The organism is Pseudomonas sp. B7(2017) (genome assembly GCF_002112745.1).
In the GTDB taxonomy this organism is placed as follows: Bacteria; Pseudomonadota; Gammaproteobacteria; order Pseudomonadales; family Pseudomonadaceae; genus Aquipseudomonas; species Aquipseudomonas ekonensis.
In genome coordinates, this window is record NZ_NEIP01000010.1 from 174,232 (window position 1) to 193,593 (window position 19,362).

General features: G+C 65.4%; 19 protein-coding genes and 3 pseudogenes. 10 read left to right on the forward strand and 12 right to left on the reverse strand.

The genetic code is table 11. From position 1 onward, the window contains the following. Positions 1-47: 47 nt before the first annotated feature. A complete protein-coding gene (locus tag CAG29_RS19505; protein WP_085694994.1) occupies positions 48-530 on the forward strand; it encodes an isochorismatase family protein in 483 nt (160 codons plus the stop codon). Between the two features lie 109 nt (positions 531-639). Further along, positions 640-1,002, forward strand: coding sequence for a DUF6124 family protein (locus CAG29_RS19510; protein WP_085694995.1), 363 nt, complete (start codon positions 640-642; stop codon positions 1,000-1,002). Positions 1,003-1,099: 97 nt separating this feature from the next. Here the strand turns inward: CAG29_RS19510 and CAG29_RS19515 are convergent, their stop codons facing one another. After that, a complete protein-coding gene (locus CAG29_RS19515) occupies positions 1,100-1,681 on the reverse strand; it encodes a GNAT family N-acetyltransferase (RefSeq protein ID WP_085694996.1) in 582 nt (193 codons plus the stop codon). Between the two features lie 149 nt (positions 1,682-1,830). Between CAG29_RS19515 and rimJ the strand changes: the two genes are divergently transcribed. Further along, on the forward strand, positions 1,831-2,418 hold the full coding sequence (gene rimJ / locus CAG29_RS19520; RefSeq protein ID WP_085694997.1) for a ribosomal protein S5-alanine N-acetyltransferase: 588 nt from the start codon (positions 1,831-1,833) through the stop codon (positions 2,416-2,418). Between the two features lie 68 nt (positions 2,419-2,486). Then, entirely contained in the window at positions 2,487-3,920 is a 1,434-nt protein-coding gene (locus tag CAG29_RS19525; protein WP_085694998.1) for a glycosyltransferase family 39 protein, read from the forward strand. Between the two features lie 63 nt (positions 3,921-3,983). Here the strand turns inward: CAG29_RS19525 and CAG29_RS19530 are convergent, their stop codons facing one another. Both CAG29_RS19530 and CAG29_RS19535 read right to left on the reverse strand, forming a co-directional pair. After that, on the reverse strand, positions 3,984-4,805 hold the full coding sequence (locus tag CAG29_RS19530; RefSeq protein ID WP_085578371.1) for a phosphatase PAP2 family protein: 822 nt from the start codon (positions 4,803-4,805) through the stop codon (positions 3,984-3,986). A gap of 26 nt (positions 4,806-4,831) precedes the next feature. Further along, entirely contained in the window at positions 4,832-5,503 is a 672-nt protein-coding gene (locus CAG29_RS19535; protein ID WP_085633611.1) for a histidine phosphatase family protein, read from the reverse strand. A 275-nt stretch (positions 5,504-5,778) separates the two neighbouring features. Here CAG29_RS19535 and CAG29_RS29090 point away from each other — a divergent pair. From CAG29_RS29090 to CAG29_RS29100, 3 pseudogenes are all read left to right on the forward strand, one after another. Beyond that, positions 5,779-6,576 (forward strand): annotated as a pseudogene (locus CAG29_RS29090) (methyl-accepting chemotaxis protein); the annotation flags it as partial. A gap of 165 nt (positions 6,577-6,741) precedes the next feature. Then, positions 6,742-6,792, forward strand: a pseudogene (locus CAG29_RS29095) (hypothetical protein); the annotation flags it as partial. A 309-nt stretch (positions 6,793-7,101) separates the two neighbouring features. Further along, positions 7,102-7,698, forward strand: a pseudogene (locus CAG29_RS29100) (methyl-accepting chemotaxis protein); the annotation flags it as partial. A gap of 260 nt (positions 7,699-7,958) precedes the next feature. On the opposite strand, the gene CAG29_RS19545 reads toward CAG29_RS29100, so the two are convergent. The 8 genes from CAG29_RS19545 to CAG29_RS19580 all read right to left on the reverse strand — a co-directional run bounded on the left by CAG29_RS19545 (position 7,959) and on the right by CAG29_RS19580 (position 16,272). Further along, positions 7,959-8,327, reverse strand: coding sequence for a glyoxalase superfamily protein (locus CAG29_RS19545; RefSeq protein WP_085578365.1), 369 nt, complete (start codon positions 8,325-8,327; stop codon positions 7,959-7,961). A gap of 118 nt (positions 8,328-8,445) precedes the next feature. Continuing rightward, on the reverse strand, positions 8,446-9,903 hold the full coding sequence (locus tag CAG29_RS19550; protein WP_085694999.1) for an amidohydrolase family protein: 1,458 nt from the start codon (positions 9,901-9,903) through the stop codon (positions 8,446-8,448). Positions 9,904-9,927: 24 nt separating this feature from the next. Then, positions 9,928-10,566, reverse strand: coding sequence for a YdcF family protein (locus CAG29_RS19555; RefSeq protein WP_085633617.1), 639 nt, complete (start codon positions 10,564-10,566; stop codon positions 9,928-9,930). Continuing rightward, positions 10,563-11,225 (reverse strand): HAD family phosphatase, encoded by a 663-nt coding sequence (locus tag CAG29_RS19560; RefSeq protein ID WP_256575747.1) that lies wholly within the window; start codon positions 11,223-11,225, stop codon positions 10,563-10,565. The genes CAG29_RS19555 and CAG29_RS19560 overlap by 4 nt, the downstream gene beginning before the upstream one ends. Position 11,226: 1 nt before the next feature. After that, positions 11,227-12,402: an MFS transporter gene (locus tag CAG29_RS19565; protein ID WP_085633621.1), complete on the reverse strand. Its 1,176-nt coding sequence runs from the start codon at positions 12,400-12,402 to the stop codon at positions 11,227-11,229. 63 nt (positions 12,403-12,465) lie between these two features. Continuing rightward, entirely contained in the window at positions 12,466-14,187 is a 1,722-nt protein-coding gene (locus CAG29_RS19570; RefSeq protein WP_085695000.1) for a carbamoyltransferase C-terminal domain-containing protein, read from the reverse strand. A 522-nt stretch (positions 14,188-14,709) separates the two neighbouring features. Further along, a complete protein-coding gene (locus tag CAG29_RS19575; protein WP_085633624.1) occupies positions 14,710-15,621 on the reverse strand; it encodes a LysR family transcriptional regulator in 912 nt (303 codons plus the stop codon). Positions 15,622-15,681: 60 nt separating this feature from the next. Further along, a complete protein-coding gene (locus CAG29_RS19580) occupies positions 15,682-16,272 on the reverse strand; it encodes an NAD(P)H-dependent oxidoreductase (protein ID WP_085578351.1) in 591 nt (196 codons plus the stop codon). A 198-nt stretch (positions 16,273-16,470) separates the two neighbouring features. Here CAG29_RS19580 and CAG29_RS19585 point away from each other — a divergent pair, with 198 nt between their 5' ends. After that, complete coding sequence (locus tag CAG29_RS19585) at positions 16,471-16,785, forward strand: putative quinol monooxygenase (protein ID WP_085578349.1); 315 nt, start codon at positions 16,471-16,473, stop codon at positions 16,783-16,785. Here CAG29_RS19585 and CAG29_RS19590 read toward each other — a convergent pair. Then, positions 16,775-17,539 (reverse strand): sulfite exporter TauE/SafE family protein, encoded by a 765-nt coding sequence (locus tag CAG29_RS19590; protein WP_085695001.1) that lies wholly within the window; start codon positions 17,537-17,539, stop codon positions 16,775-16,777. The genes CAG29_RS19585 and CAG29_RS19590 overlap by 11 nt on opposite strands. Before the next feature lie 272 nt (positions 17,540-17,811). On the opposite strand from CAG29_RS19590, the gene CAG29_RS19595 reads away from it, so the two are divergent. After that, positions 17,812-18,702 (forward strand): LysR family transcriptional regulator, encoded by an 891-nt coding sequence (locus CAG29_RS19595; RefSeq protein WP_085695002.1) that lies wholly within the window; start codon positions 17,812-17,814, stop codon positions 18,700-18,702. Positions 18,703-18,754: 52 nt separating this feature from the next. Continuing rightward, the gene (locus CAG29_RS19600) at positions 18,755-19,336 is read left to right on the forward strand and encodes an NAD(P)H-dependent oxidoreductase (RefSeq protein ID WP_170929982.1); all 582 of its coding nucleotides are present in this window, start codon (positions 18,755-18,757) and stop codon (positions 19,334-19,336) included. The last annotated feature ends 26 nt before the right edge of the window (positions 19,337-19,362 follow it).

Below are 19,362 nucleotides of genomic sequence, written 5' to 3' on the forward strand. Positions count from 1 at the left end.
CAACACACCACCTGTCACATCTGGCGACCCACACCCGGAGCCCCCCCATGCACCAAACCCTCCTAATCATCGACATCCAACCCACCTTCAACCCACCAACCTGGCTCATCGACGGCATCCGCCCCCTGATAGGCCTCCTCCCCACCGTAGCCACGATCGAACGCCACAACGAATCCCACACCCCCTTCCACCGCCAACTCGGCTGGCACCCCGCCCCCGACGACAACTGCCTGATCGCCGCCGACCGGATTTTCATCAAACACGGCTACGCCCCCTCGTCCGAAACCCTCGACTACCTGAAAAGCCAAAACCCGGACCGCGTCCTGGTCTGCGGCCTGCAAACCGAGACCTGCTGCTTGGCCGCCGGTTTTGCGTTGTTCGACGCAGGATTACAGCCGACGCTGATCACCGACCTGACCGTGGGCTCATCGCTGGACCGCTCCGGCGGGCTGGGCATTCAGCTGTGGAAGCACCACTTCCGGCACACGCTGACATCAAGCGAGCTCCGTGCTTCGCTAAGCACGTCCTAGGAAGTTTCCCGCAACACGCGTCGACTTCCATGAACTGTTTCAAGCATCACCGACACGATAGGCTCCTGGCTTCGCTTTCACCCGGCCATCAAATGCCTGGAGCCCCGTCATGAAGAAAGACAACCAGACCCCACCAGCCCAGTCCTCAGCGCCCGATTCGGAAACCCACGAGTCCCGCCCGCAGCCCAGCGAACGTGTGCGCAAGCGTCGGCAAGCGCCCCCCTTCAAGGAGCTGTTCAGCGTCCGCACCGATGTGGACACGCTGACCCTACTCACGCACGCCACCCAAACCCTGGCCGCGCTCACCACCGTGACGGCCAATTTCGCCGACGGTTTCGAGGGGGCGCAGCGCAGTCGGATGCTGGCGATTCAGCAGTTGGCGACCATGACCGAGATGCTGGTGTGCCGGGCGCTGGAAACTGTCGATCCGCTGCAGGCCGTCGCGCCACCGCCGGCGCCCGTTGTCCACTGAGTCGGCAGGCTTGGCGCCGTGGGTGCAAGTCATTCATCGACATGAACTTTTCTTCACCCCCGCTTAATCGACGGCCGTGTACATTGCCCTCGCTCATTCAAGAAACTACGGTTCGCCCGCGCTCTCCCGCGGGCTTTTTTTTTGCCTCGGATTTGGCATCGAGGCGGTAGGCCAGTGTGTCTTGCACGCCGTGCTGCGGCGAGTTGCGGGCCGCGCGGTGCACGCGGATCAGCTCGAATCCGACGGATTCTGCCAGGCGTTGGCTGCGGGTGTTGGCCGAAGACGCGCTCAGATAGAAGGCAGCGTCAGGAAAACCACAAAGCAATCGGCTCAATGCAGCACGCATGTAGCCCTTGCCCGAATGCTCGGTGTTGGCCCAGTACCCCACGACGTAACGATTGCGTCGCCGAGGCTTCAGGCCGATGCAGCCCAGGACGGTCTGGCCGTCGTCGGTGACGATGAACCAGCGGCGTTCGCCGGTTTCGCTGCTGAAGTCGTCACGGGACATGAGCAGGAACTCAAGCGCCTGTTCCTCGGTGGTGTGGGGACGGGCCCAGGGCAGGAATTCGGCGTGGGCGACGTGGCTGGTGTTGAGCGCGTGGGCAAGCGCGGTGCACAGCGTCGGGTCGGGGGGCAGCAGGCGCAATGATTGCTGGCCGGTGGTGAACGCAAACTCCATTTCCTTTTCCTTGATCGGATTCCATGGGGCTCGACGATATACGAAGCCGCCTCGTGAATCTTCAAACCCTGCGCAAACTCAAGCGAGCGGTTTGTGTTTTCGTCCCTATCGGGCAATTCTTCCAGTAAGTCCCGCCAACGGAGCGCACAATGCCGCTGCTCACCCTGCCCTGCCAACGCCTGACGCTCGCCGTGCTCGATCCGGAGCAGGCGGGTCTGGAACACGATTTCTACCGACGCAACCAGCGTCACCTGGCCCCGTGGTCGCCGATCCGCACCGACGACTACTTTTCCACCGAACAGATCCGCCGGCGCCTTGAGGTGCAGGGCAGCGCTTTCGAGGCCGGGCTGGCGGTGCATTTGGCGCTGCTGACGCCGGACGGCGGGCAGATGATCGGCGCGTGCAATTTCAGCGGGATCATCCGCGGCGCGTTCCAGGCCTGCTTCCTGGGCTATCACATCGATGAGGCCCATCAGGGCCAGGGTTTGATGCATGAAGCGCTGGAGGCCGGCATCGCCTACATGTTCGAAAGCCAGAACCTGCACCGGATCATGGCCAACTACATTCCCGGCAACGAGCGCAGTGCGCGGTTGCTGGAGCGCCTGGGGTTCGAGCGTGAGGGTTACGCCAAGGCGTACCTGAACATCGCCGGGCGCTGGCAGGACCATGTGCTGACGGCGCGGGTGAACGAGCGGTTCGAGGCGGAAGAGCAGCGTTGGTCGCGACGTCTTTCCTGACGTTCACAATTTGTTAAGCATTGGCCGGGTAAGCTCGGGTTTCCTGCTCACTCCGGTTGCCTGAATCCATGTCGCGTGCCGCCTCGTCCCTGTTCCTGCTTGCCGCCCTGCTGTTCTTCTTCGCGTTGGGCAACCATCAACTGCAAGGCTCCACCGAGGCCCGGGTCGCCGGGATCGCCATGGAGATGCACCTGGACAACGACTGGGTGACGCCGCGCCTGTTCGGCGAGCCGTTCCTGGAGAAACCGCCCCTGAGCCTGTGGCTGGACGCCGGCGCCCTGCGCGTGTTCGGCGTGTCGCCGTGGGCGGTGCGGCTGGCGTCGGCGTTTGCCGGGCTGTTCAGCGTGATGGTGCTGTACACGATGCTGCGCCGCCTCGGACGGCCACGGGCCATCGCTTGGACGGCGGGGATTCTGCTGGCGACCATGGCCAGCTACTGGAGCAACGTGCGTGGCGTCGGCGAAGACGCGTTGCTGGCGCTCGGCGTGACCACCGCGCTGCTGGCGTTTTTCCAGGGCCTGCGTTCGCCGACGGTGGGTAACGGCCTGCTGTTCGCCGCCGGGATCGCCGTCGCTACCCTGAGCAAAGGCGTGCTGGGCCTGGCCATGCCGGGGGTGGTGATCTTCGCGTACCTTTTGGCGGACAACCTGATGGACCGGCGCCTGAAGCTCGGCGCCTGGCTGCGTCCGGGCCTGCTGACGGCGTTGGGGCTGGTGCCGCTGCTGATCTGGCTGGCGGTGCTGTACCAGCGCGGCGGCGCGCAGGCCGTGGGCGAAGTGCTGCTGACCAACAGCGTCGGGCGCTTCAGCGGCTCCTTCGTGGAGGCCGGCCACTACGAACCGTTCTACTACTACCTGGCCAAACTGCCGGAAGCGTTCCTGCCGTGGAACATTCTGGTGTACCTGGGGCTGTGGCACTTTCGCAAAAGCCTGCGGGCCAACCGTTACCTGCTGTTTTTCAGCCTGTGGATCATTGCCCAGTTCATCATGCTGACCCTGGCCTCCAGCAAACGCACGGTGTACCTGATGTCGATGACCCCGGCCGCCGCTGTGATCGCAGCGGAGTACGCGGCGGTGCTGTTCGAACGGCTGAAGGGCCGCGAACACGGCTTCACCGGCTGGCTCGCACGGCACCGCCGGGCCTTGGCGTCCGGCCTGCTGGCGCTGGTGATCGCCAGTTACCTGGGCGCAGCGCAGTGGGCGATGCCCCGGGCCGACCGCCAGTTGTCGTTCCTGCCGCTGACCGAGCAGATCCAGTCGATGCAGGCCAACGGCCAACAGGTGGCGCTGTTCCAGGCCAACGAGCGGCTGGGTGGCGCCAGCGTGTTCTACACCCAGAGCATCCTCAAGGGCCTGGACACCCCCGCCCAACTGGACGCCTACCTGCGCGCCTCGCCGGCCCACGTGGCGGTGATGTCCGGCGACAGCGAGCCCGCCGCGCCGCTCAAAGTGCTCAAGACCATGATGGTCGGGCGCCAGGCCTATTATTTCGTCGGCTACTGAGGGATTCACGCCCATGAAAAAACCGCCAGTGACGGCGGTTTTTTCATGCACGACGCAGAAGGGTCAGGCGGTGCCGGCCTGGGCGGCGAACACCGGCCGCCGGCGCTCTTGCAGCACCGGCAATGCCAGCCGGGCCTGGCCGTAGAACGCCAGCGCCGTCAGCAGGCAGGTCAGCCAGACGAAGATCCCGGCCCAGAACGTGTGGGACATGTAGTGCCAGCCCTGCAGCACCCGCGTGGTGCCGTAGATCAGGCCGAGCAGCAGCGATCCGTACAGCACGGCGCTGGAGAAACGCCACTGGTGACGGCGCGCGACAAAGTACAGCGCCAGCATGGTGAACCCGCCCGACGCGTGGCCGCCCGGCCAGCAGCGGCCGTCGCCGGCCTCGCGGAACAGCTGGAAATTGCTGAACCAGTCGACGTGCGCCATCTTGCCGCCGTACAGCGTGGTTTCGATCGGGCAATACACGCTGGTGTGGGCCTTGAGGAAATGGATCACGCCGGTGCACAGCGCGAACGCCACGACGACGAACAGCCAGTCGCGCCGATGCTCAGCGGCGAAGCGCAGAACCGGCGCCACCTGGCTGCGCTCCAGGAACGCACCCAGGCGCGGGCGCCGGTCGGTGCCCAACAATGGCCAGACTAACGACAGCATCAACGCGATCAACGCCCCTTCGGCCGTCCAGTTCGGAATGATTCGCGCCCATTTGTGGGTGAACTGTTCGAACAGGTGGTTCTGCTCGATGGGGAACAACTGGCTCACCGGGTCGAACAGCAGGTTGCTGAAGGCGACATCGAGGTGGGTCATGTCGAACACCGCAAACACCAGCGCCGCGCAGGCCAGGGGAATGCCGAAGTTGAACAGGTAGTAGCGGCTGGGCGTCATGGAGTGTCCTGAGGTGAGGGAGGCAGTCATTGGGCAGTCACCGAGCGCCAGTCCGAGGCTTCGATGAGGCCGAGCATTTTCGGCGCCGATGGGTTGGCGGCGGAGATGAACAGGGAGGCGCCGTAGCCGGGCGTCGAGGCGGAGACCTTCAGATCCTTTTCCAGCTGCGCCATGCATTCGCTGTGGGTCACCAGGATCAGGTTGCGCCCCGGCACCTTGTGCGCGAGGGCGTCCTGCAGCATCCGGCCCTTGCAGTTGATCAGCCAGTCCTCGCCGGTCGCCGCCCGGTTGAACATGTAGCCGGCGGTCTGCACGGTGCGCAGCATCGGGCTGTTGTAGATGTCGGCGTGGGCCAGGCCCAGGCGCTCGAACTGCGCGCCGACGCCCACGGCGACGCTGCGCGAGCGGTCGGTGATGCCATCGTTGCCGATCAGGCAAGGCGCCTTGGAGTGGTCGCAGCGCTCGACATGGCGCACCAGCACGATCATGTCGCCCTTGGCCCACCCCGCCGCCAGCGCCTCTGCGCCGGCCACGTTGCCGTGGGCCAGGTCCGGCACCGCCGCAGGCGCCAGCAGCCACAGGGTCAAGGGAACCGCCAGCAGCGTGGCCGCCAGGATCACCCAGGCATTGCGGTAGCGGGCCAGGCCGCCCAGCGACAGCGAGCGTTTGACCCCGAACAGACTCAGTCTCAATTCCACAGCAGGCCGCCTCACCGGCATACAGCACGCGACATTCAAAGCGGCGAGGTTAAGGACAGCGGCGTGGGCGACCGGTGAAACGCGTGTGAAAAAAACCTTGGGAGGACATGCGGACGCGCCGGAAAGCTTTGTTACAGATTCCGTCCGACAAAATCCTTTCAGCTCTCGGGATTGCGGCCGATACAGTCCTGCTAACACCCTTGCTGGCTCAAAAGAACAACAATCTTCCAGCCCAACCGACGATCAAGCAGCACAACGTTTCTGGAGGAATTGTGATGAATAGCTGGTTCGGCAACATCAGCGTGAACCTCAAACTGGGGCTGGGCTTCGGCCTTGTCCTGGCACTGACCTGCATCCTGGCGCTGACCGGCTGGACCAGCCTGGGCGGCCTGATTGACCGCAGCAACTGGATGAGCGACATCACCCAGCTCAACGCCGGCCTGACCAAGCTGCGCGTGGTGCGCCTGCAATACATGCTGACCAACGGCGACGAGACCGCCGCGCAGAACGTGCAGACCACCCTCGACGGCTTCGCCGCTCAGCAGCAGGCGTTGATCAGCAAGTTCAAAAGCCCGGAAAACGTCAAACTGCTCAAGGAGCAGGCGCAGACCATCGCCGAGTACCAGACGTCGCTGAACAAGATGCGCAACGCCTACCGCACCGGCAACAGCGCACGCGACACCATGTCCGCCAACGCCGAGACCGCCTACACCCAGCTTGAGACCATCAGCGACTTCGTCCGCCAACTGCCGATGAGCGAGCAGCGCTTCGAGCAGTTCCAGGCCATCACCGAAGCCAAGGAAGCGTTCATCCTGGCGCGCTACGAAGTGCGCGGCTATACCGCCACCACCAACGCCGACACCGAACAGAAAGCCGTCGCCCAGCTGAATGTCGCGATCGCCAGCCTCAAGCAGCTGAACGCGCACTTCGCCAGCTCCCACCAGAGCGCCCTGCGCCAGCTGGAAGACGCGCTGGTCAGCTACCGCAGCGCCTTGCAGGCCTACAAGGCCGCCAACACCGACGCCGTGCAGGCGCGCAAGGAAATGACCGACCAGGGCGCCACCATCGTGACCCTGAGCGAGCAGCTGTACCAGATCCAGCTTGACCGCCGCGACGTGGAAAGCGCCCAGGCCCGCACCCTGCAACTGATCAGCACCCTGCTGGCGCTGCTGGTGGGCGTGATCGCCGCCGTGATCATCACCCGTCAGATCACCCGTCCGCTGCAGGAAACCCTGACCGTGGTCGAGCGCATCGCCAGCGGCGACCTGACCCAGAACGTCAAGGTCACCCGCCGCGACGAACTCGGCGTGCTGCAGCAAGGCATCGCCCGCATGGGCGTGACCCTGCGCGACCTGATCAGCGGCATCCGCGACGGCGTCACCCAGATCGCCAGCGCCGCCGAAGAGCTGTCGGCCGTCACCGAGCAGACCAGCGCCGGGGTCAACAGCCAGAAGGTCGAGACCGATCAGGTCGCCACCGCCATGCATGAAATGACCGCCACCGTGCAGGAAGTCGCGCGCAACGCCGAAGAGGCCTCCCAGGCCGCTGCGGCCGCCGACGGCGAAGCCCGCGACGGCGACAAGGTGGTCAACGAAGCCATCGCCCAGATCGAGCGTCTGGCCAGCGAAGTGGTGCGCTCCACCGAAGCCATGACCGTGCTGCAGCAGGAAAGCGACAAGATCGGCAGCGTCATGGACGTGATCAAGGCCGTGGCCGAACAGACCAACTTGCTGGCCCTCAACGCCGCCATCGAAGCGGCCCGTGCCGGTGAGGCGGGCCGTGGCTTCGCCGTGGTCGCCGACGAAGTCCGCGGCCTGGCCCAGCGCACGCAGAAGTCCACCGAGGAAATCGAAGGACTGGTGGCGGGCCTGCAGAACGGCACCCAGCAAGTGGCCGCCGTGATGAACAACAGCCGCGCCCTGACCGACAGCAGCGTGGCCCTGACCCGCAAGGCCGGCGACTCCCTGGAGAACATCACCCGCACGGTGTCGAACATCCAGTCGATGAACCAGCAGATCGCCGCCGCCGCCGAGCAGCAGAGCGCCGTGGCCGAAGAGATCAGCCGCAGCATCATCAACGTGCGCGACGTGTCCGAACAGACCGCCGCCGCGAGCGACGAGACCGCCGCGTCCAGCGTCGAACTGGCCCGCCTGGGCGGTCAGCTGCAGCAGATGGTGAGTCACTTCCGCGTCTGACACCCGTCAGCGGGCAAGCCTGCTCCCGCAGGGACGCAACGAACCTGCGGGAGCAACTGTCTTGATCTTTTCCTGGGGCGCCTTCTCTGGCGCCATCGCCAGCAGGCTGGCTCCCACAGAGGATTGGGGTGGATGCAGAATCTGCGCCCACCGCAAAGCCATGTGGGAACGGCGATGCGACTTGCCCGCGAAAGCGGTCAGAAGGGTTGCCGAAAACGTTCGGCCGTTACCGCAGACGCTCTGCTACGCCAGCGAACGCCTCAAACACAAATCGCATTGGTGAACACCAACCGGTTCCCGAACGGATCGGTCACGGTCATGTCCTGGCTGCCCCACGGCATGGCCTGGATGTCCGGGCGGGCGAATTTGTAGGCCTTGGCGATCAGTTGCTGCTGGAACGCCTCCAGTTCGTCGGTCTCGATGCGCAGGGCCGAGCCCGGCGTGGCGTCGCCGTGGTGTTCGGACAGGTGCAGCACGCAATCACCCCGGGAGATTTGCAGGTACAGCGGGAAGCCTTCTTCGAAGCGGTGCTGCCAATCGATCGTGAAGCCGAGGAAACCGACGTAGAACTCGATCGCCTTGGCCTCATCGAAAATCCGCAGGATCGGAGTGGTTTTGCCGAAGCTCATGGGTTGCTCCCTGACTGATTGGCCCCAATTGTAGACGGGCTGGATGTCAGCGCTTCGGCCTGCGCCCGGCATTCTTTAATTGCAATGTGCCACCACTGTGACGCACTGCTCGGAATCCTCAGCGAAATCCCTCCCGCAGGTCGCCCCGGCGCGCCAGAAACCGTCCTTCCCGGCACCCTGTAGCTTGCCCGTCGCGGTAGCTCAAAGCGCCGTTGACCCACACGCCGTCGATCCCCTGCGCCGGCCGTTGCGGGTCGTTGAAGTCCGCCACGTCGCGCACGGTGGCCGGGTCGAACAGCACCAGATCCGCCCAATGCCCTTCGCGGATTTCCCCGCGTTCCGCCAGGCCGAAGCGCTTGGCCGACAGCCCGGTCATCTTGTGCACGGCGGTGTGCAACGGAAACAGCCCGACATCGCGGCTGAAATGCCCCAGCACCCGAGGGAACGCGCCCCACAGGCGAGGATGCGGGAACGGGTCTTCCGGCAGGCCGTCGGAGCCGACCATCGTCAGCGGATGCGCGAGGATCCGCCGCACGTCGTTCTCGTCCATGCCGTAATACACCGCGCCCGCCGGTTGCAGGCGCCGCGCCGCCTCCAGCAGCGGCACCTGCCATTCGGCGGCGATGTCGGCCAGGTCGCGGCCGCCCATCTGCGGGTGGGGCGTGGACCAGGTGACGGTGATGCGGTGGGCGTCGGTGACCTGCTTGAGGTCCAGGGTCGAGGAACTGGCCGCGTACGGATAGCAGTCGCAGCCCACCGGATGGTTTTTCGCCGCCGCCTCCAACGAGGCCAACAGTTGCGGACTGCGCCCCCAGTTGCCGACGCCGGCGCACTTGAGGTGGGAGACGATCACCGGCGATTGCGCGTGGCGGCCGATGCGGAACGCTTCGTCCATGGCCTCCAGCACCGGTTCGAATTCACTGCGCAGGTGGGTGGTGTACACCGCGCCGAAGGCGTTCAGTTCTTCGGTCAGTTGCATCACTTCCTCGGTGGACGCCGAGAACGCGCTCGCATAGGCCAGGCCTGTGGATAACCCCAAGGCCCCTGCTTCGAGGCTTTCGCGCAACTGCTCGCGCATGGCGGCGATCTCTTCGGCGCTGGCGGTGCGGAACAGGTCATCGAGGTGATTGCTGCGCAGCGCCGTATGCCCGACCAGCGCCGCCACGTTCAGCGTCGTGTTCGCCGATTCGACCGCGGCGCGGTAATCGCGAAAGCGCGGATAGACGAACGCCGCCGCACTGCCCAGCAGGTTCATCGGATCCGGCGGATCACCCCGCAGGCTGACCGGTGCGGCGCTGATCCCGCAGTTGCCGACGATCACCGTGGTCACGCCCTGGCTAAGCTTGGGCAGCATCTGCGGCTGGCGGATCACCACGGTGTCGTCGTGGGTGTGCACGTCGATGAACCCCGGTGCCAGCACCCGACTGGCCGCGTCGACCTCTTCGCGGGCGCAGGCGTCCGGCAGGTCGCCGATGCGCTCGATGCGGCCGGCTCGGATCGCCACGTCGGCGGTGTAGCCGGGGGCATTGCTGCCGTCGATGACGTGGGCGTTGCGGATCAGTGTGTCGTAGCGCATGGGGTCTCCGGCATCAGGCCAGCGTCAGTCCCTTCCCTTGATCAGATGATGATCGAATCCCTGCTCGATCAGGTAGCGCCAGGCCACCTGGACATCTTCCGGGATTTCCTGCCCGACCTGAAAGCCCAGCGACGGATAAACCTTGATCCGGTGCACATCCCCGACCATTTCGTCGATCAGCCCCAGCACGCCGATCAAGTGACTGACCCCGTCGGGAAAGCCGAACGCAGGCGCATCCACCAGCGCGTCGAGTTCCGGCCACTGCACGGGCAAGGTCAACGCCACGCGCCGGATCGAGTTGGGTTTGGTCAGGAACGTCGCCCGGCGCACGTCCGGAAACAGCGCCCTGGCGAAGGCGATGTTCTCGGCGAAATTGGTGGCGCGGCGCTCCAGGGTGAACCGCTCCGCCGGCACCCCCAGCATAAGGGCCCGTTGCGCAAAGACTTCGGCTTCGGGACGTTCCCACAAATGCTTCGTCCAGTTGCCGGTGTTGCCGGTGAACAGCAGGTGCGGGGCGACGCCGCGTTTGAGCAGCTCGCAGGCGTAGTCGCAGACCCGCAGGTCGTAGGAGCCGCAGACTACGATCAGCTCGCAGGACTCGTGCCCGCGCCCCGACCCGAGAAAGTCCCACAGGACGCTGGCGTGCTTGAGGGTCGGCGTCATGAGAGAACCGCCTCCCGGGCACCGAGGACCAGACCGCCGTCGACGTAGCCATGGGCCGATTCCGCCGCCAGCGAGACCGGCAGCCGGGTGAAGTCGGCGTACGCGCACGCGGCGCCGTGCCCGGTCAGGGTCGGGTCGTCGCCGATGCCGATGCACAGCGCGCCGCTGCCGGTGGCCGACTGCACGCCGCTGACGGAGTCTTCGAAGACCAGGCATTCATCGCTTCGGCAACCCAGCCGCGCCGCCGCCAGGTGATAGGGATCGGGCGCGGGCTTGCCGTGGCGCACATCGTCACGGCAGATGATGGTGTCGAAGGCCGAGGCCAAGTCATGTTGCTGCAGGACATGCTCGACCCGCGCCCGCCAACTGCTGGTCACCAGGGCCATGGGCACGCGGCCCCTGAGCCGGCCGATCAGTTCGGCGACGCCCGGCACCAGCGAGCACGCGGAACGTTCCTCGATGGCGTCGACTTCCTGCTTGATCGCCGCCCGCTTACGCTCGTCGAAGCGGCGGAACAGGGCCTGCAAGGTGTAGCCACCGGGGCGGCCGTGAATGTGCTCGTCGATGAACGCCTGGTCGACGGCGATTGCGTACTGGCGCGCCACGGTCGTCCAGGCGAGTTCGATGACCTCGCGGGACTGGATCAGCACGCCGTCCATGTCAAAGCAGACGGCTGTAAACGTTCTTGGTGTCATCCGTTGAACTTCGCATTCTCTGGTGGGCGATGAAGGCCAGCGCCGTGCCGGCCAGGGCGAACAGGGCCATGACGCGATAGGACCACTGCGGCAGCGTCTCGTACAGGTAGCCGGCGAACGGCGTGGCCAGCCCCATGGGCAACGCGACAGCCAGCGAATAGTAGACGCCTTGGGTGAAGACCTGGATGTCCTGCGGCGCGTGATCGCGGATCAGGCGCATGATCGCCGAATGGTAGGCGGCGAAGCTCAGGGCGTGCAGGCATTGCCCCAGCACGATCAGCGCCAGCGCGTCGCTGTCGGAGAAGAACGCCCAGCGCACGGCGGCGCAGACGCTGGAGACCATCACCACCGGCAGCGCCGGCCAGTGCGCCAGGACCTTGTTGGAGAACGCGAAGTAGGTGATTTCCGCCAGCACCGCCAACGCCCAGAACGCGCCGATCCAGCTCGTGGAATACCCCTTCACGCCCCAGCCGATCGAGGCGGTGGAAAAGTACAGGGTGTGGCTCAACTGAATGCAGCTGGCCGCCGCAACCGCGATCAGCAGCGGCTTGTGGGCGAACAGCGCTGTCCAGTCCGGACGCTTGGGGGGGGGCCCGGCCGGCGCCGGCGGCGTGCGCGGCACCCGATGCTTGAGCCACAGGCAGGCCACCCCGGTGAAGGCCATGCTCGCCGCGATCACCAGCGGCACCCAGGACTGGCCTTGGTGCGCGAACAGCAGGCCGCCGAGGGTCGACGTCAGGATGAACGCCGACGACCCCACCGCCCGCACCCAGCCGTAGTTCTGCAACGCCTGCTTGTCGCGCTTGAGCAGGTAGGACTCGGACAGCGGCAGCACCACCATCCACAGGCCGCCGAACAGGATGCTCAGGCACACGAATCCCCACAGGTGCGCCGGCATGAAATGGAACAGCAGCGTGCACAGCGCCGCCGAGAAACCGAGCGCGGCGGCCAGGCGCAGTTGGTCCACGCGCCAGTCGGCCACGTAGGTGATCAGCACGCCGGTCACCACCTGCGGCCAGTACACCGCCGCGATCAGCAGGCCGATCTGGCTGGCGCTGAAGCCCAGCGAGTCCAGCCAGGTCGGCCAGAACGGATAGATGATCCCTTCCGCCGCAAAGAAACCGAAAAAGATCAGATACATTCGTCATCCATAGGACTTGCCTCCGGTCAGGGCTCCGGCGGAGCCCTGCTGTCGGTCTTGCGTCTATTCGAAACGGTGCTGGGTGAAAGGGTTCTTGCCCTTGCGCCAGACGATCAGCGATTCGCTCATCACCACCAGGTCCACCATCCCCTCCTTCAACGCATCCAGGGCATCCCGGGACGTGCAGACGATGGGTTCCTCATGGCGGTTGAACGAGGTGTTGATCAACGCGGCCTGGCCGGTCTTTTCGTGCCAGGCGGTCAGCAGGCGATGCATGAACGGATCGGACTGCGGACGGATGACCTGCGGCCGTGCGGTGCCGTCGATGTGCACCACCGCCGGGCTCGCCTCGCGAAACGTCGGGTGGCAATCGTAGGTCATGGTCATGGTGTCCGCCGCCACCTGGCTTTCCTCCCAGCCGACGTAGCAGGCCGCCGCCTGTTCGATGGCGGTGACCGGGCCGAACGGCATGAACTCGGTGCGGTGCATGCGTTTGTTCAGCCAGTCGTTCACCTCGGCATCCTGGGCGTGGTAGACAATGCTGCGGTTGCACAGCGAACGCGGGCCGAACTCCATCTTGCCCTTGAACATGCCCAGCACCTGGTTTTCCTGCAACGCCTCGGTGAGCACCTCGATGAGGTTCGACGGCGTGTGGTAGCCGAGCTCGGGGTAGTCGCGGTGGATCAGGTTGATGTTCTGCGACACGCTGCGCGAATCCGGCCCGAGCATCATCGACGGGGCCCTGAAGCGGGTGCCGTTCTCCAGGTACGCCGCGCCGACCGCCGCCGCCAGGGCCAGGCCGCCGTCGCCCATGCACGGCAGCACGTAGACGTCCGTCACGCCGGGGATCTCGCGCAGGCGCTGGTTGAGCTTCACGTTGCCGAACACGCCGCCGGCCAGGCACAGGGCGGCGCTGCCCCGTTGCGCCAGGTGATGGCTGACGGTCGCCACCAGCAGGTCTTCGGTGTGGCGCTGGGCGGCCGCCGCGATGTCCTCGGGGGTCTCATCGGCCAGCAGGGCCTGCAGGCTGTCGGCGTAGTGGTCGTAGGACGGCAGGAACAGGTCGCCGCACACCGCCTTGATGCGCCCGTCTTCGAACCGGATCATCTGCTGCATCACGCCCAGCAGCTTCTGCGGATCGCCGAATGCGGCAAGGCCAGTGATCTTGCCCTCGTGCCGGTTGGGCTTGTAACCCAGCAGGCGGGTGATGCGCCCGTAGAAATAGCCCAGGCTGTCGATGCTGGTCTCGCGCTGCAGCACGGTGGTTTCGTTGGGGCCGTACCAGCTCACGGTGAGGGACTGGAAGTCGCCGCGCCCGTCGCAGGTCAGGGTCAGCGCCTCGTCGAACGGCGAGCAGACATAGGCACCCAGGGCATGGCATTCATGGTGGTCAATGAAGTAGGCCTTGCCGGCCAGGCCGTTGTCCGCGATGAACCGGTCGAACTCGGCGCGCTTTTCCTTATCGTTGCGGATCTCGTCGGTGACGCGCTTGCGGAACTGCGCAAGGCCCTGGGGATTGTTCCGCGCCTCCTCGACGATGCGGTCGAAGTACAGCTCCATGTGCTTGTCGGCGTTGAAGCCCGCGTTCCATCCGTACGCCACATGGTCGAGGTCCTCCAGCGAGACCCCGGCCTGGCTCAGCACGAATTCGATGGACTGGGCGGGCCAGACCTTGTGGTCCTTGATCCGGGTGAAGCGTTCTTCGCTGACCGCAGACAGAATCTGACCGTCGCGCACCAGGCAAGCGCCCGACAGATCGTTGTTGGTGATCCCTAGAATGAGCATGACTGTTCCCTGTTATTGCCGACTTCATGGATGAGCGCGCCCGTGCGCCAGGCATCTGTTGCCCGGGCCCATGGCGGATTCCGGCCGTCAGTGGCCGTGGGTCGTTAACAAGTGAGGCGGCGAAGCGGTTACGTTCGCCGGGACATGCCTTTAGGGGAGGGCATCATGAGTGCGCATGGTCATCGCCAATTCCTTTTGTAGAAAAAACTCCACGGGAGGTAACCCACTCACACGGCCTCATGCCTGACATCAAGTGGGTGCCGAACCTGCAGTATCGAATCTGCGTGTCCGGGAATCAGCCTAGCCGCAATTGTGCGGAGCGCCCGCAAAACGCGACCTAAAATTTAAATGCCGCCCGAAGTCTTTTGTTTCCAAAGGTTTGCGCGACTCAAGACACACAAAAACGTGCAGGAGCGAGCCTGCTCGCGATTGCGGTCTGTCATTCGACATTGGCATCGACTGACACTACGTAATCGCGAGCAGGCTCGCTCCTACAGGTCTGTTTTGTGTGCGCAAGCGTGATCAGCCCTTGAAGTCCGCATTGGCGTAGGTCGCCAGCTTGCCCTGGATGAAATCCAGGAAGCACTGGATCCGCAGCGCCAGCTGCGAGTTGCGGTAGTACACGGCGTTGATCGGCTGCCGGTATCCGCTGTTGAATTGCGCCAGCACCACCTTGAGGCGCCCGGAGCGGATGTCGTCGATGGTCATGAAGTGCGAGAGGCAAGCGATGCCCTGCCCTTCCAACGCCAGGTGACGCACGGTCTCGCCGCTGGAGGCGCCGATGGCCGGGGTGACCGGCCAGCGGTCGCCGTGCACATGGCGCAGCGGCCACTGGTTGAGGCCTTCGTTCTGGGTGAAGCCGAGCAAGACGTGCCGGCTCAGGTCGGCCACTTCGGCGGGGGTGCCGTGGGCGGCCAGGTATGCCGGGCTGGCGACGATCAGCAGCGGGCTGCAGCCGAGCGACCGGGCGTGCAGCGTCGAGTCGGCCAGGGTGCCGATGCGGATGGCGATGTCGGTGCTTTGCTCCAGCAGGTCGATGATCAGGTCGTTGCTGTTGAGCTCCAGCAGGATGTCCGGGTAGAGACGGCGGAACTCGTCGACGTACGGCACCACCGCGTGCAGCATGAACGGCGAGGCGGCATTGATCCGCAGCCGCCCGGACGGGGTCTGGTGGCGGGAAATGAGCCGCTCTTCCAGCTCGTCCATCTGGTCGAGGATGCGCTTGGCCTGCGCGAAGAAGTACTTGCCCTCTTCGGTCAGGTCCATACGCCGGGTGGTGCGGTTGATCAGCGTCGTTTCGAGCTTGGCCTCCAGCCGCGACAGGGTGCGGCTGACCGCCGACGGCGTCTGGCCGACCTGCTCGGCGGCGGCGGAGATCGAACCGCACTCGATCACACAGACGAAAATCTGCAACTCATCGGATCTGGCTTTCACGGGTGTCCTCGAATCGGCAGGCCTGCACCTCAGGCTCAGGCCTGCGATAGTAGCCGAGCCTCAAGCCTTGAGGCCAAACACCTCTTTCAGGTGCTGCTCGTAGCGCACCACGTCGGCCTCGATGTTCGGGCGCTTCATCACGTCCACGCACAGGAACGTCGGCAGGCCGGTCATGCCCAGGAACTGGTTGGCCTTGTGGAACGGGAAGTAGACGGCGTCCACGCCCTTGGCCTCGAAGAAGTCGGTCGGATCCTCGAAGGCCTGCTGCGGCGCGTTCCAGGTCAGCGACAGCATGTACTGCTTGCCGTGGATCAGGCCGCCGCTGCCGTACTTCTGCGAGGCGTCGGAACGGGTGCGGCCGTCGCTGGCGTAGAGGCTGCCGTGGCCGGCGGTGAACACTTCGTCGACGTACTTCTTCACCGTCCACGGCGCGCCCATCCACCAGCCCGGCATCTGATAGATGATCACGTCGGCCCAGAGGAACTTGGCCACCTCTTCGGCCACGTCGTAGCCCTCGTCGATGAAGGTGGTCTTGACGTCGAGACCGCCGCGGTCGAGCACGGCGAGCGCCGCCTCGTGCAGGGTGGCGTTGTAGCGGCCGTCGGAGTGGGCGAATTTTTTGCCGCCGTTGAGCAACAGTACTTTTTTCATGGGTCAGCCTCGAATGGATTCCAATGCCCGGCGCACTCGCCGGATGGAGAAGGGAAGTGAAGGAATGGCGGCAGGTTAACGGTCCGCCCCGCGCGGAATAAGCAGCGGTTGCGCAAATGACATTTGACTGAAAATCACGAATCACCCAACGATTCGTGCCGTAGCATTGGCCGCCACTTCAACTTGAGGAACCGAACGATGAGCGAACGCCAAGGCTTCATCCTGCACGCCAAGACCCGCCCGGAAAAAGCCGAGGCCTTCGAGGCGTTCTTCCGCGCCCACGTCGAGCCGAGCCGCGCCGAACCGGGCTGCATCGAGTACCACATGCTGCGCGACAAGCACGATCCGACCCTGTTCATCTTCTACGAGATCTGGGAATCCCAGGCGCACCTGGACGTGCACTCGAACCTGCCGCACATGCAGCAGTTCCTGGCGCAGCGCATGGAATACCTGGAGCGGGATTTCGACATCCGCCCGATCGAGATGCTCAGCGCCTCGTCGGCTAGCCGCTGACCAGCAGATGGGCGCCGAGCGCGCCCAGACCGATGAAGAACACCCGCTTGAACAAGGTGGCGCTGATCCGTCGGCGCAGCCATTGGCCGAACCCCATGCCGAGCATCGCCGGCACCAGCGCCAGCCAAGAGGCGCCGAATTCCGCACCGCCCAGGGCGCCGCGCCACAGCAGGCCGCCGGCCAGGGCCAGGGTCGACACGGTGAAGGACAGGCCCAGCGCCTGCACCAGCTCATCACGGCTCAAGCCCAACGCTTGCAGGTAAGGCACCGCCGGGATCACGAACACGCCGGTGGCCGAGGTGATGACCCCAGTCACGGCGCCGCACACCGGACCAAGCCAGGGCTCATACCGACGATTGACCCGCAAGGCCGGCAGCCACAACCCGTACAGCGCATACAGCAGCAACGCCGCGCCGAGCCCGCGCACGACCCAATGCCCGCCCGCCATGCCGAGCCACAGGGTGCCGACGCCGGTGCCGAGGAAAATCGACAGCAGCATCGGCCACAGGCGCTTCACAAGCCCAGGCAAGTGGCCGCCGAAGGCCAGTTGCCAGAGGTTGGTCAGGGTCGCCGGGACGATCAGCAGCGCCGCTGCCTGCTCCGGCGCCATAGCCAGACCCAGCAGCCCCATGGCGACCGTGGGCAGGCCGAGGCCGATCACGCCCTTGACCGAGCCGGCGAGGAAGAAAGTGGCGATGACCAGCAAAGACAGGACAATGCCGAGGTTCTGGTAGAAATCGAGGTAGGCGTTCATGGCGCCACTGTGCGCCTGGCCGGACGTTTTGGAAATCTGCCATATACTGAGGCAGCCTATTGCAAAACAAGAGGCTGAGAATAGTGCTGAGGCCACTGGCCCCATCGCGGGCAAGCCCGCTCCCACAGGGGGATGCGGTAGACAGGACGACCTCACAGGCCCCATCGCCAGCAGGCCGGCTCCCACCGTTCCGGGGGACACCACAATCCCTGTGGGAGCCAGCCTGCTGGCGATAAGGCCAGTGCAAACGACACACTGCCCGAGACTCTCCGATGCACTTCGACTTCACCGACCTGCGCCTCTTCCTGCACACCCTCGACGCCGGCAACATCACCGCCGGCGCCGACCGCAGCCACCTGTCGCTGGCCGCCGCCAGCGCGCGGATCCGCGCCATGGAAGCGTCGCTGGGCACCGATCTGCTGCAGCGCGGCCGCCGTGGCGTCACCCCGACGCCGGCCGGCCAGGTCTTGGCGCACCACGCCCGGATCCTGCTGCAGCAGGCCGAACGCCTGCAGCAGGACCTGGCCGACTACGCCCATGGGGTCAAAGGCCGGATCCGCCTGCTGTGCAACACCACGGCCATCACCGAATACCTGCCCGAAGCCCTGGCGGATTTCCTGGGCCGCCACCCCAACCTCGACATCGACCTGCAGGAACTGCCCAGCGCGCGCATCACCCACGCCCTGCGCGAGGGGGCGGCGGACCTGGGGATCGTCTCGGATGCGGTGGACCGCGAAGGCTTGCAGACCCGCTTCTTCCGCGACGATCCGCTGGTGCTGATCCTGCCGCCGGGGCATGCCCTGGCCGAACGGCCTTCGCTCACCTTCGCCCAGACCCTGAGCCACGACTACGTGGCCCTGGGCGCCGCCAGCGCACTGGCGATCCACCTGGAAGAACAAGCGCTGCACATCGGCCAGCGCATGGCGATCCGGATGCGCGCCGAGGGTTTCGACGCCGTCATCCGCATGGTCGCCCACGGTGCCGGCCTTGCCATCGTGCCGCTGGCGGCGCTGGAGCGCTCCGCGCAAAAACCACGGATCGCCCACCGCACCCTGTCCGAGGACTGGGCCAACCGCCAACTCCACCTCTGCGCCCGCGACTTCGCCCACCTGCCCGCCTACGCCCGCGCCCTGCTGGACGCGCTGACGCCGGGAACGCCTTGACTCTACCGTTAGGGGCAGACTCTATCCTGAGGGCTTCATTTCAGGAGTACACATGATGCGCAAACGAATGCTCGTGATTCTGGGGCATCCTTCCACCGACAGCTTTTGCGGCGCCCTGACCGAAACCTACGTCCAGGCCGCCAAGGAGGCCGGCCACGACGTGCGCCTGCTGCGCCTGGACACGCTGGACTTCGACCCGGTGCTGCACGAAGGCTACAACAAGCCCCAGCCCCTGGAGCCGGATCTGCTCCAGGCCCAGGCCGACATCACCTGGGCCGAGCACCTGACCTTCGTGTACCCGATCTGGTGGGGCGGGATCCCGGCGCTGTTCAAAGGCTTCCTCGACCGGATCCTGCTGTCCGGCTTCGCCTTCAAGTACCGCAAAGGCAAGGCCTTCCCGGACAAGCTGCTGAAGGGCCGCACCGCGCACCTGTTGGTGACCATGGACACGCCGCCCTGGTACTACAAGTGGATCTACCGCATGCCGGGCCTGCACCAGATGCGCAAGACCACCCTGGAGTTCTGCGGCATCAAACCGATCAAGACCCTGACGTTCGGCCCGATCCTCGGCTCGAAGCCGGAACAGCGCGACATCTGGCTGGAGCAGGCGCGCGTGACCGCCGCCGCCAGCTGAGGCATTTCCCTTCATTGCGCTGACGG